Annotated in this window: 8 protein-coding genes and 1 rRNA gene; 5 read left to right on the top strand and 4 right to left on the bottom strand. The window is 58.8% G+C overall.

Annotated elements, in window-relative coordinates; genetic code table 11:
- Positions 1-123 precede the first annotated feature (123 nt).
- Positions 124-2,070 carry a cyclic di-GMP receptor LapD gene (gene lapD / locus PMI01S_RS28160; RefSeq protein WP_084323351.1) on the bottom strand — a complete coding sequence of 649 codons (1,947 nt, stop codon included), beginning with the start codon at positions 2,068-2,070 and terminating at the stop codon, positions 124-126.
- Between the two features lie 14 nt (positions 2,071-2,084).
- Positions 2,085-2,777 (bottom strand): cysteine protease LapG, encoded by a 693-nt coding sequence (lapG, locus tag PMI01S_RS28155; RefSeq protein ID WP_084323350.1) that lies wholly within the window; start codon positions 2,775-2,777, stop codon positions 2,085-2,087.
- A gap of 198 nt (positions 2,778-2,975) precedes the next feature.
- Between lapG and PMI01S_RS28150 the strand changes: the two genes are divergently transcribed.
- The 5 genes from PMI01S_RS28150 to PMI01S_RS28130 all read left to right on the top strand — a co-directional run bounded on the left by PMI01S_RS28150 (position 2,976) and on the right by PMI01S_RS28130 (position 9,947).
- Entirely contained in the window at positions 2,976-3,686 is a 711-nt protein-coding gene (locus PMI01S_RS28150) for a GntR family transcriptional regulator (RefSeq protein WP_084323349.1), read from the top strand.
- A 638-nt stretch (positions 3,687-4,324) separates the two neighbouring features.
- On the top strand, positions 4,325-5,101 hold the full coding sequence (locus PMI01S_RS28145) for a DUF3050 domain-containing protein (RefSeq protein WP_084323348.1): 777 nt from the start codon (positions 4,325-4,327) through the stop codon (positions 5,099-5,101).
- Positions 5,098-6,027 carry a diiron oxygenase gene (locus tag PMI01S_RS28140; RefSeq protein ID WP_084323347.1) on the top strand — a complete coding sequence of 310 codons (930 nt, stop codon included), beginning with the start codon at positions 5,098-5,100 and terminating at the stop codon, positions 6,025-6,027. Before PMI01S_RS28145 ends, PMI01S_RS28140 begins: the two co-directional genes overlap by 4 nt.
- Before the next feature lie 13 nt (positions 6,028-6,040).
- Entirely contained in the window at positions 6,041-9,457 is a 3,417-nt protein-coding gene (locus PMI01S_RS28135; protein ID WP_084323346.1) for a non-ribosomal peptide synthetase, read from the top strand.
- 22 nt (positions 9,458-9,479) lie between these two features.
- On the top strand, positions 9,480-9,947 hold the full coding sequence (locus PMI01S_RS28130; RefSeq protein WP_084323345.1) for an SRPBCC family protein: 468 nt from the start codon (positions 9,480-9,482) through the stop codon (positions 9,945-9,947).
- A gap of 146 nt (positions 9,948-10,093) precedes the next feature.
- On the opposite strand, the gene PMI01S_RS28125 is transcribed toward PMI01S_RS28130, so the two are convergent.
- Both PMI01S_RS28125 and rrf read right to left on the bottom strand, forming a co-directional pair.
- A complete protein-coding gene (locus PMI01S_RS28125) occupies positions 10,094-11,974 on the bottom strand; it encodes a methyl-accepting chemotaxis protein (RefSeq protein ID WP_084323344.1) in 1,881 nt (626 codons plus the stop codon).
- A 525-nt stretch (positions 11,975-12,499) separates the two neighbouring features.
- Positions 12,500-12,615 (bottom strand): 5S ribosomal RNA (gene rrf, locus PMI01S_RS28120).
- Between the last annotated feature and the right edge of the window lie 58 nt (positions 12,616-12,673).

Here is a 12,673-nt window from a genome sequence, read left to right as displayed (position 1 = left end):
TGTCTGAGCTGACGCCATCGCCAGCAAGCCGGCTCCTACAGGATTAGGGCTGTGAACACTCTGAACCTTGTAGGAGCCGGCTTGCTGGCGATGGGGCCTCACAGACAAAGCAACTTCAGGACCTTATTCCCAAGGCCTCGGCTCCCCAACCAACTGCCCCTGCACACCATAAACCCCCATCTCGCGTATCACCGACAACTCCCCTTCAGTCTCGACCCGCTCGGCAATCAACGGCAGGTCAATGCTGTGCGCCGCCCGTTGAATCGCCTCGATAAACAAACGCTTGTCGCTCTCCTGATCAATTGCACGGATGTAGACACCGTCGATCTTCAGGTACGCCAACCCGAGCCGCGCCAGGTTGCCGATCATGCTGAAGCGTCCACCAAAATGTTGCAGGCTCAACGAGAAGCCGATTTCTCGCAGGCGTCGCGTCAGGTCTTCCAGCTTCGCTTGCTCCGGCAGTTGCTCCTCGCCGATTTCCAGGGTCAGCCGCGGGCCGAAGCTGGAGTGCACGCGCAAAATATCCAGGATTTTGCCCAGCGCCTGCGAATTCATCAGTGTCGCCGACGACAGGTTCAGCGCCAGCGACGCTTGATGGTCGGCCATTTGCGCCAGCACCTTCTCCAGCATCAGGCGATCCAGCCGCGCAGCCCAGCCGAAACGTTCGAGCCACGGCAGGAATCGACCGGCAGGAATCGCCTGGCCCTGCTCGTCAATCAGGCGCGAAAGCACTTTGTAATGCAGCACCAGTGTCGTGTCCTGGCTCGCCACGACCGGCTGGAAATACAGCTCGAAACGGCGCTGATTCAGCGCCTCATCGAGCAAGCGGTGCCAGGCATGATGATCGTCGCCAAGGTTCGACGCCGCTGTGTGATCCAGGCAGACCCACCTCGAATCGCCCTGGCCTTCAGCCTGCGCCAACGCCTGATCCGCCAGCCCGAGCACCGCTTGCGGTAAGTCGCCATACATAAACGGCGCCAGCCCAATGTACGCCACGGCGGCCACATCGGTGGCGCCGGTTGCATGCAGGCTCGCCAGGGCATTGTCGAGGCTTTGCGCCAGTTGCAACGCTTCGGCGCGCACCAGCCCCGGCGCCAGCACGGCGAATTCGCCGCCGCGGATCCGCGTGACGAGGTTCAGCGTTTCGGGGTATTTGGCGCACTCACGGGACAACTGCTCGCCGACCGCGATCAGTAAATCATCGGTGTGTTGGCCGCCCAGACGCTGATTCAACCCCGCGAGGTCCCTGACCCGCAGCAACAGCAAATAACCTGAACTCGCCTGCTCCGGATTGTTCACCCGCGCATTCAATTGCATCTCGAAATAGCGCCGGTTGGCCAACCCGGTCAACGTGTCCCGATAGGACTCGTCGCGCAATTTTTCACTGCGCTCGGCCTGTTCCTGAAACAACGACTTGAGCTTCTCGACCATCTGGTTCATGGCCTGCACCACGCGGCGCAATTCAGGTGTGCGCGGCAGATCGGGCAGGCTGAGGAATTCGCGGCGGGCGATGGCGTGGGATTGCTGGACCATGTACTCCAGCGGTTTTAATTGCCGGCGCAACAGCAACGCGCCCAGTGCCGCACTCACCGCGCCGCAGAGCAGCAGCCAGCCGAGGCTGCCCAAGGCGCTCTGCCATAGCTTGGCCAACGCGAACATCGGGTGGCTGACCACTTCGACCCGTGCCGCCTGCTCCCAGCCACGGCTGACAATCGCATCGCCGCCCGCCGGCTCCAGGCCGATCAGTTTGACGAACCAGTCCGGCACGTTTGTCACCGCCGCCATGCCGCTGCGTTCGACCAGGGTCTTGTCGTTCGACAGATCGACGACGCGGATGCTCGCGTAATAACCGCTGTCGAAAATCGAGCTGACCAGCAACTCGACCATCGCCGGGTCGTCGATGTTCGGCGTCAACGACAGCGCCAGCGCCGTCGCAGCGTCCTGCGCGTGGGAGCGCAACTGGTTGACGTACTGGGTGCGCGAGCTCTCGAGGCTGACCATGAAGCTGCCGGTGAAGGCGACCACCAGGAACAGACAGATTGCGATCAACAGCTGTTTGAACAAAGACATCTGAGCGCGTGCTCCTAGTTAATCGTCTCGACCGGAAAACCTTCCGCCTGCATTTTCTTCAACACATCCTGCCAACGGGACAAGCGTTTGGTGTCACCCACTTTTTTATTGCCCTTGGCTCCGGGCAACCAAAGCCCTTCGGCATTGAAAGCGTAGACCGGCAGCAGATCGGTTCGTTGGCTCGCGGGCTTGATCGCATCGATCAGGCTATCGAGCACCAGCGGCATGGCGTCGGGGCTGGCGTAGTAAGTCAGCACCATGTGCGCGCGGTTCAGGCTCACGGCCTTGACATAGGTAATGCGTAGCTTGTCGCTGGATACGCCGAGGTGGCGCAGGCTGAAATACTTGGCAATGGCGTAGTCTTCGCAGTCACCGGCGCCCTTCCACAAGGCTTCGATCGGGGTTTCCCAATAGTCGACCTCGTGCCACAGGTCGATGTCCTCTTCGTAGCGCATCTGTTTATTGAAGAACAGGTTGACCACGTTGAGCTGCTCCAGCTCGCTGAGCTGTTTCTGCGTGGCCAGCAAATGCTGCCAGGCATCAATGCGTTGCTGCCCTGTGCCCAATGGCCCGTACAATGCCTGCGCCCGGCGGCTGATCAGGGAAAAATCCCAGTCGGCATGCAGACCGCCCGGCATGACACCGGCCAGCAGCAACGCGCAGCACAGCCAGCGCAAAGTCCGAGGGATCGCGAAACATACCGCCAATGCGAGACATCCAGGTAGGCAGGTGGAATCGATTGATGGTGAAGGGTAGTCGGTTAAAAGACAATGGCACGGTGAGATCACCGGGAGCGGGCTAAACTTGGGGTGTGAGCTGTTTAGTCTGCGTGTTTGACATCCTGTCGGGCAGTCACTAGTGTCCTCTTGGATCCAATTTTTTTCAGTCATTCAGGGTGCGTAGTAGTGCCACAGAAACCCAACCCTCTCAGCAGCATCAAGGTCAACGGTCCGATTCCCGCTCATCTGGCTCGCTCGGTCATCGAAAAAACCCTGCGTGCCGCCATTCTCGATGGGCGCATTCCTTGCGGCACAGCCCTTCGTCAGCAAGACCTGGCCGACCTGTTCGGGGTCAGCCGCATGCCGGTCCGTGAAGCCTTGCGCCAACTCGAAGCGCAAGCGCTGCTTAATGTGATAGCCCATAAAGGTGCGGTGGTCGCGCCATTGGTTCAGGGCGATGCCGTCGAAACTTATGCGCTGCGGATCCTGCTGGAGTCCGAAGCCCTGCGCCTGTCGGTCCCGTTGCTCACCCATGAGGACTTTGAACAGGCGGCCGGCTACATCGATGAACTGGAAACGGAACACGACTACACCGAAATTGGCCGGCTCAACCGCCTGTTTCACATGGCGATGTACTGCAAGGCACCTAATCGTCGGCTGTTGAGACTGGTCGAAGACGGGTTGAACGAAGAGGAACGCTTCCTGCGCTTCAACCTGGAAGCCATGGGCCTGGGCAAACTGTCCCAGGAAGATCACCGCGCGCTGTTGCGTGCAGTGGAAGACCGCGACGTCGAGCGTGCGGTGAAGCTGCTCGAACATCACCTCAACCGGGGCGTCGAAGTCATCACGAACTACCTCAACAGCCCCGAAGCACAAAGCAGAAAAACCTCGAAATAAATCACATAGGTAGCCGCAGCGAGCAGATCAACCTGCTCGCCTGCGCTTGCCGCGCCTGCGTGTCCGTTATCCCAAGCCAGACAACTGCATCGACCGTAAGACGCGTCGGCGATAGCGGCTGCCTTGATTTACGCTCACTCTTGACCTGCCAACCAATAACAAACGGGTGACGTACCGCATGAGCGGCGCAGTCCCCGCATCAAGAACCTACGGAAGGAGTCTTGCCACGGGAAAGGAAGCTTCGGCATCCCGGCCAACTTCCACCCCTCAAATCACACTAACGATCACCCTTGGAAAGTTGCTTCGAGTGAGGCATTCACTCTTTAACTCAATTTCGACTTATATAAGCCGGAAGGAGCAACTACGCCCAAATAAAACTTTAATAAAAAGTCTTATTGAGACTTGTCGACCCTGGAAAAGTTGAACTTAAAAATAGTATAAAAATAACTTGCCCGAAACTTTATTCGTGTATTAGCTTTTCTCCGCCACCACTGGACACCGGCCATAGCGCCGCGACCACACTACTTATATGCAACTAATAACGATCAATTCATTTGAGGCACTTGCTCGCCATCAGAATAGTTTAATCGCCGCTAATTATTGATCACACCTCTTTCCGGATCACTTATAGGCTCGCCATGAAATCGACTAAAGACCGTCTTAATCAGAAGAAAGCAGAACTGAGCGCGCACCCGATTTTTTCTGAAATACATTCGCTTTCGGTACTCCAACGCTTCATGGAATCTCATGTTTTTGCGGTGTGGGATTTCATGTCGCTGACCAAGCGCCTGCAACAGGAACTGACCTGCGTGCAGTTGCCCTGGCTGCCGCCAGGAGATCCGCAGGCTGCCCGACTGATCAACGAGATTGTGCTGGGTGAAGAGTCCGATGATCGTCCGGCCCATGGTCATTACAGCCATTTCGAGTTGTACCTGGATGCGATGCGCGAGGTGGGTGCCAGCACGGTTGCCGTCGAACGCTTCGTGGCGCTGCAGCAAGAAGGCGTGAGTTACGACGTGGCGTTGCAAAGCGTGGACATCGACCCGGCCGCTGCGCAATTCGTGCGCCACACCTTGCACACCGCACTGCATGCGCCCGGCCACAGCGTTGCGGCAGCATTTCTGCATGGGCGCGAGAGCGTCATTCCACAGATGTTCCAGCGGATTCTCGACGATTGGGGAATCGGCTTTGAGCAGGCGCCGACCTTCCGTTACTACCTGGAGCGGCACATTGAAGTCGACTCCGAAGACCACGGCCCGGCAGCGGAAAAGCTCCTTACGCGGCTGGTCAATGGCGATCCGCAACGGGAAGAAGACGTCTACGCCAGCGCCTTGGCGGCCGTGGAAAGCCGCATCGCCCTGTGGGACGGCCTGCGCTTGAGCATGAGCGAACCGGTGGCGGAGGTGAATGCATGAACGCAGCCGACTACCAATCCTTCGCCGACGCCTGGGAAAGCCGCGCGACCATTCGCACCCGTCCGCGCCGCATGCTGGAGAACGACGAAAAGCTGATCTACCCGCTCAGTCGCCAGCCGCTGGTGTTGAGCGAAACCTTTCTGCGCGAATGCCCTGAGCAACGGGATTTCGCCCTGGTGCAGACACTCTACAAATTCATCAACGACGTGGTGATTTTCGAAACCGAGATCGTCGACAAAACCGCGCGCAGCATCGCCAAGAATCGCTTCGCCGTGGCCTTCCCGTTCGCCTGCCGTTACGACGCCATGACCGTCGTGGTGGACGAGGATTACCACGCGCTGGTGGCGATGGATTTCATGCAGCAAACCGTCGCCATGACGGGCATCACACCCATTGAGCTGCCGGATGAAATCGAGCTGAGCCGGGCGATTCCGGCAGCTGTTGCGCTGGCACCGGAGCATTTGCGCAGCGCCGTGGAATTGATCTGCGTGGCCATCGCAGAGAACACCGTGACCGGCGATGTGGCGGCATTTGCCAAGGACGAGACGGTCAAGCAATCGATCAAGGGCTTGATGGCCGATCACTTGCTCGATGAGGGCCGTCACTCCGGGTTCTGGGCGCGGTTGGTGCGCATCTACTGGCACACCGCAAGCGAAGACGACCGTCAGTGCATCGCACAGATTCTGCCGGTGTTCATCGGCCATTACCTGACCAACGACATCCAGAAATCCTTCGACTTCCGTCTGATCGAGTCCTTGCAGATCAGCGATGCCGCGCGCCGCGCACTCAAGAGTGAAGTGTCGGGGCTGGCCTTCCCGATCAACCGCCATCACCCGCTGGTCGCCAACATCATGCGGTTTTTCCACAGCAGTTCGCTGCTCGATTCGACGTGTGTTCAAGAAGCCCTGAGCGACTACCTGGTTTAACGAGGAGCACATCATGAGACGTCTCGACATTCTGCTCATTGGGCAGAGCCAGGCCCTGACCGACCTGGCGCTGGAACTTGAACAACACGGTCATTCACTGACGCGGCTGACGGCCCTTGACCTGCCGCCGTCGGGCAACGCTGACTTACTGATCGACGATGCCAGCCTGACCTTCCAGCCGTTGGACGATGTACCGCAACTGACGTTGCGCCTAGGGGTCGGCGTGCGGGGGGATTCAGGTTTACCGCCGCTGGACCTGCTGTGCCTGTACGGTTCGACGCTGCTCACCCGCGTGCCGATTGCCGACGAACCTTCGGGTAACGGCCAGGCGCTACGCCTGCGAACGATGGCGCAACTGGTGGATCATGCAGCCTTGCTGGTCAGTCGATTCTCCCGGGATGCGGACTCTTTTCTGCTCGTCGAACGAGCGACGCCCGTTCATTTTGAACAGGTGGAAAGCCTGCTGTTTTTAGACAACCTGGCCTTCGTCCATCGTCTCAATGCGACCGCTGAACCCGGCTTGCTGCAACTCGCTCAGTTGCCGATGATCGAGCGCCTTGAGCAGCGCTTCATTCAGTCCGCCGAAAGACCGGCGCTGAACATCGCCGGCACCTCCCTCAGTTATCGCCAACTGCATGCACACAGCCGCGCCATTGCGCAGCGATTGCAACCCTTGCTCCAACAGCACGACAAGCCGTTGGTGGTCGGCATCTGCCTGCCAAAATGCAGCGCGTTGTATGCAGGAATTCTGGCGATTCTCGGCAGCGGCGCGGTGTACCTGCCGCTGGAGCCTAGCCATCCGCTGCAGCGCCAGCAGTACATTTTGTCGAATGCCGGCGCCGTGCTGTTGCTGCACGACGGACAGCATCCGCTTGCCAGCGAGATGCTCAGCCTGGACATCAGCGCAATCGACATCGAGCACCTGGATGTCGATCAACCGTTGCTGCGCCAGCGCCCCGTTCTCGACGCGCCGTGCATGGCGCTCTACACCTCGGGCACCACCGGTCACCCCAAAGGCGTGTTGCTCAGCCAGGCCAACCTCGCGCACTTCACCGCGTGGTACGCCGACTATGTGCAACTGACGGAACAGAGCCGCGTATTGCAGTTTTCGTCCTTGAGCTTCGACTCGTCGCTGATCGATATCTTCCCGACGCTGTTGCAGGGCGCCGAGCTGATCGTGCCCAGCGACGATCAACGCCGCGACCCGCTGCAACTGGTGGAACTGATCCGGCATCAACAGTTGAGCCACGCTTTTTTGCCACCGGCCTTGCTGAGCATTCTGCCGCTGGATCAGTTGCAGGTACTGGACCATGTGATGACCGGTGGCGATGTCTGCGAACCCTATGTCATCGAGCAACTCACCCGTCAGGGCAATCTCTACAACCTCTACGGCCCGACCGAAGCCACGGTGCTGATCACCGCACGGCAGCTGCGCGCCGGCGACAGCAATCGCACCCTCGGCGCGCCGATCGCCAACAGTCAGGTGCTGATTCTCGACGAGGACTTTCAACCGGTGACCGAACAGACCGTCGGCGAGTTGTACATCGTCGGACCGGGTGTTTGCCTGGGATACCTGAATAATCCGCAACAGACCGCCGAACGTTACTTGAACCTGGGCCTGCCGAACGGCGAGAGCCTGCGCGCCTATCGCACCGGCGACATGGCGAAGTGGACAGGCGCAGGCATCGAGCTGTGCGGACGCCGGGACAATCAGGTAAAGATTCGCGGCTTTCGTGTAGAGCCGGAAGAAATCGAACGCTGCCTGCGCGACAGTCAGTTGTACCGTCAAGTGGCAGTGGTGATCGACAGCCAGCGGCGGATTCTCGCCTTCCTCGTCCAGCCTCAGGAGGATCGACCCGGCACCGCACGCGAAGCGCTGAAGGCGCACGCCACCCGGTTCCTGCCGGATTACATGCACCCAACCGCCTGGACCGAACTGACGAGCATGCCGTTCGCCAGCAACGGCAAGGTTGACCGCAAAGCGTTGCTGGAGTTGCCCGTCAGCATCACCGAAAACCCGTCGCGGCGTTTACCCACCAGCGCCGATGAAGCGCTGCTGCTGGAGATCTGGGCCGAACTGCTGGAACTGCCAGCCAGCGATATTTCCACCGACGAAAGCTTCTTCAATCTGGGCGGCCACTCGATCCTGCTGTCACGCATGTTGCTGCGCTTGCGTGAAGAATTCGGGCGCAGTATCTCGATCAATCGTTTCATCGAACTGCCGACCATCGCGAAACTGGCGACGCTGGTGCGCGGCTCCGGCACCGAAGAAGTGCTGAGCGAACAAGCCATGGCGGACGCCTTCCGCGAGTTGGGGGTGCAGCCGCTGCCGGTCAGCCGCATGGGCGATGTGCACAAAGTCATCGTCACCGGCGCCAACAGTTTTGTCGGCGTGCACATCGTCGAGGCGTTGCTGGCCTGGGGCGCCAGCGAAGTGGCGTGTCTGGTGCGCGATGGCGGCGGGCAATCGGCGGCCGAGCGCTTTGCGCATGCATTGCGCGAGAACCGTCTTGAGCATCTGGATCTGAGCCGGGTGCGGGTTTACGCGGCGGACATCACACAGCCCTCACTCGGGCTCGCCGTGGAGGTTTACGAGCGTCTGGATCGCGAGTTCGGCGCACTCGTGCACAACGCCGCCAACGTCAATCACGTGCTCGATTACGAGTCGCTGGCGCGGGACAACGTCGAGCCGATTTTCGAGTGTCTGCGATTGTGCGAAGGGCGCAGTAAAAAGATCTTCAATTTCGTTTCGACCTTGTCCGCGTCGAGCACCATTTCCGACGACGGCCGGGTGCTTGAACTGCCCGCCGCACACACCCCGCCGATCTACATCAAGAACGGCTACAACCTGTCGAAGTGGGTCGGTGAACGCATCCTCGAACGGGCACGGGAGCGTGGGGTGCGGGTCAATGTGTATCGCCCCGGCAACATCAGTTTCAACAGCCTCACGGGTGTCTGCCAACCGCACAAGAATCGTTTGATGCTGATGCTCAAGGGCTCAATCCAGCTCGGACAGGTTCCGGAGTTCGCTCTGAATTTCGACCTGATGCCGGTGGATTTCCTCGCTCGTTTCATCGCGTTCCACGCCAGCCGTTATTCAGCGGAAAAAGCGGTGTTCAACCTGCACAACCCCGAACCCTTGAGTTGGGACGATTACGTCGCCTCCTTCCGTGAGGCGGGCCGCACATTCTCCATGGTCAGCGTGGCCGACTGGCAGCAGCAACTGGGCCGGGTCGACAGCGACAACGCGCTGTTCGGCGTACTCGGTTTCTACCTCAACGGTTTCGAGGAAGACATCGGCGATATCTCGATGATCGGCCACGACAACGCCCAGGCCGGCGTGCGGCAGATGGGCGCGCACTACCCGGAAAAATCCCCGGCGCTGCTGCGTCGCGGTTGCGACTACCTCAAAGAAATCAACTTCATCTGATTCACTCAACCGGAGCAAAACCATGAAAACCCTGCAACCCGATACCCTGATCAAAAACCCTCAAGGCTGCCACGTCGTGTCTTCGGTGGATGTGCCGGCCGAGGCTACGAAAGTCTGGGCGGTGGTCGGCAACTTTGCCGGCTTCGATCGCTTCATCCCGGCGTTGTCGCACATCGAGATGACGGGCGAAGGCGTGTCGTCCCTGCGCAAGAAATTTTTCAAGGATGGCAACCTGGTGGTTGAGCAACTCAACTCGCGGGATAACCAGGCATTGAGCATGACCTGGACCACGATTTACAACACGCTGGGCGTGGCTAACTTGTGGGCTGCCATGACAGTTGAAGCACTGGGGGAAGGCAAGTCCCGGGCGACCTGGACCATCATCGCTGAACCGGCTCAGGGCGACGCGCAGGCACTGCCGGGGTTCAAGGATTTTGTGCAGGGGTTTGCCGATGATGCGATGAGTAATGTGCTGAAGCTGTTTGTGTAGGACTGTCGTTTAGCGGTGACTCATGCACCGCAATCGCGAGCAAGCCCGCTCCCACATTCTGACCGGCTTCCTTCAGTAGGAATGCGATCGAATGTGGGAGCGGGCTTGCTCGCGATTGAACGATAACGCGGTAGATCTGACCTGAATCAAATCTTGAAGCTATCAACCAACTGCTTCAACCGATTCGCCTGCAACGACAACGCATCACAATCCTTCAACGTTTCATTGAGGTTGGCCACGCTCTGCTGGTTCAGCAAATTGATCTGGTTGACGTCGACATTGAGTGTTTCCACCACGGCTGTCTGCTCCTCGGTCGCCGCGGCCACCGACTGGTTCATGCCATCGATTTCACCAATACGCCGGGTCACGCTGACCAGTCGCAAACCGGCCTGGTTCGCCACTTCAACGCTCTCTTCGCTGGAGACCTGACTGGCGTTCATGGTGGTTACCGCTTCGCGTGAGCCGATCTGCAGCGATGTGATCATCTTGTGAATCTCCTCGGCCGACTCTTGCGTGCGATGGGCCAGGTTGCGTACCTCATCTGCCACCACCGCAAAACCACGGCCGGCTTCACCGGCGCGGGCCGCTTCAATGGCTGCGTTGAGGGCGAGCAAGTTGGTCTGCTGGGAAATGCCTTTGATCACATCGAGAATGTGCCCAATGTTGTCGGTGCTCGCGTTGAGGGTTTCGATCTGCGTGCAGGACAGGCTGATTTTCTGCGACAGCTCGGTCATCGCCAGAATGGTTTTTTCCACCACCTGTCGACCGTCATCCGCCTGCTCGCTCGCGCCGCTGGCGTGCTGCGAGGCATCGGCGGCGTTGCGGGCGATTTCCTGGGTTGCGGCGCCCAATTGGTTGATCGCCGCCGCCACACTGTTGGTGCGCGCACTTTGCTCGTCAGAACCGACGATCGAGGCGTTGGACGAGGCCATGACCCGTTGCGACAGATCATGGACCTGGCGAGTGGCCGATGACACCTCGGAAATCGACGCATGAATCCGCTCCACGAACTGGTTGAAAGAACCGCCCAGTTCGCCGAATTCGTCTTTGCTTTCCACAGCCAGACGACGCGTCAGGTCGCCTTCGCCCTGGGCGATGTCCTGCATCGCTCGACTCATGGTGGTCAGCGGTCGCATCAGCACATTGATCAACAGGCTCAGCAGCACTGCAATCACCGCCACGGCGATGAACATCGCGATCAATGCCGAGGTGCGGAATTGGCTCAATGGTGCGTAGGCTTTGTCCTTGTCGATCGACAGACCGATATACCAGGCAGCATTCGGCAACCCGTTGACCGGGGTGAACGAGAGGATGCGTTCCTGGTTGTTCAAGGTGACTTGCTGATTCCCCTTCTCGATGCGCAGGCCGGCGCCGGGGTAGATGTCCTTCAGGTTTTTCATGAGCTGGTCTTTGTCCGGGCTGACGATCACCTGACCGTCGGCACTGACCAGAAACGCATGACCGATGCCGCCGAAATCCACCGAGTTGATGATCTTCACCAGGGTTTCCAGGCTCAAGTCACCGCCGACCACACCGAGCAATTCGCCGTTCTTTTTCACGGGCATGGCGATGGTCACGACTAACCCACCGACGGCGGCCATGTAAGGCGGGGTCAGCATGGTTTTATCAGCGACAACGGCCTGCTTGTACCAGGGCCGCTGACGCGGATCGTAGCCGTCCGGCATCTTCGCGTCCGGGCGCTGGGTGAACACGCCGTTGGTCTGGCCGACGTACGTGAACTGGAAGTTCGAGGTGAAAGCCGGCTGATCAACCAGCCCCGGTAGATCGGCATTGGCACCTTGATGAGCGATGTTCTGCGCGAGGTTTTCCAGCACCAGCACGCGACCGCTCATCCAGTTCTGCACGCTGCTGGCGGTCAGGTCGCCGGCTTGTTGAACAGAGGATTCGAGGTTTTGCCGAATGGTATTTCGCTGCAGATAGTCGTTGTACAAAGTGAACAACGCAAAAGCCAGCACCACGACGCCGGAGGCGGCCAACAGGATTTTATGGCTGAACTTGAGATTCATTTCATGGGACTTCTATGCAGAAAGTGGGGATGCGTTCCGGGTTGCAACATTCCATGTACAGCTCAAGCGGTTTCTATTCCGCTCTACTTTGGTGCACGCATGTCTCATCAGTCTGTCGGCACTGGTGCGATAAAACTTAGGGACATGTACGAAATGGCCGGAATTTCCGTCAGATTCCCGCCGAACGGCGTGCTAGAGCGCCTCGGAAGCGTTTTCTTGACGACGGTTATTCGAGCGGCGGTTGCAAATTCCCCAACCCTTGATGACGATGCGACTAATTATTATTTGTGGCGTCCAGGCTGGTGTTTGCTGCGGTACGACGCATGATGCCTAGGGATAATCTGTCGGTCAGCCGCCGTGGCGAGCCTCAGCTACCAGTTCTAAATATCCGGCCTACAAAAAAGCCAGCCCTTGAAAATCAAGGGCTGGCTTTTTTGTTTCTCCGAAGCGAGCTATCGGGCTTTTGGCGAGCCCGAAACGACAAAACCCCTGTCTGCGTTAGCAGACAGGGGTTTTGGAATTTGATCTTGACGATGACCTACTCTCACATGGGGAAACCCCACACTACCATCGGCGATGCATCGTTTCACTGCTGAGTTCGGGATGGGATCAGGTGGTTCCAATGCTCTATGGTCGTCAAGAAATTCTGTGACCAGCCCGTTACGCGGTAACGTGCCAGCAAAATTGGTGACTTCTACT

This window comes from Pseudomonas migulae NBRC 103157, assembly GCF_002091715.1.
Taxonomy (GTDB): domain Bacteria; phylum Pseudomonadota; class Gammaproteobacteria; order Pseudomonadales; family Pseudomonadaceae; genus Aquipseudomonas; species Aquipseudomonas migulae_A.
This window is presented reverse-complemented; position numbering and strand designations above follow the sequence as displayed.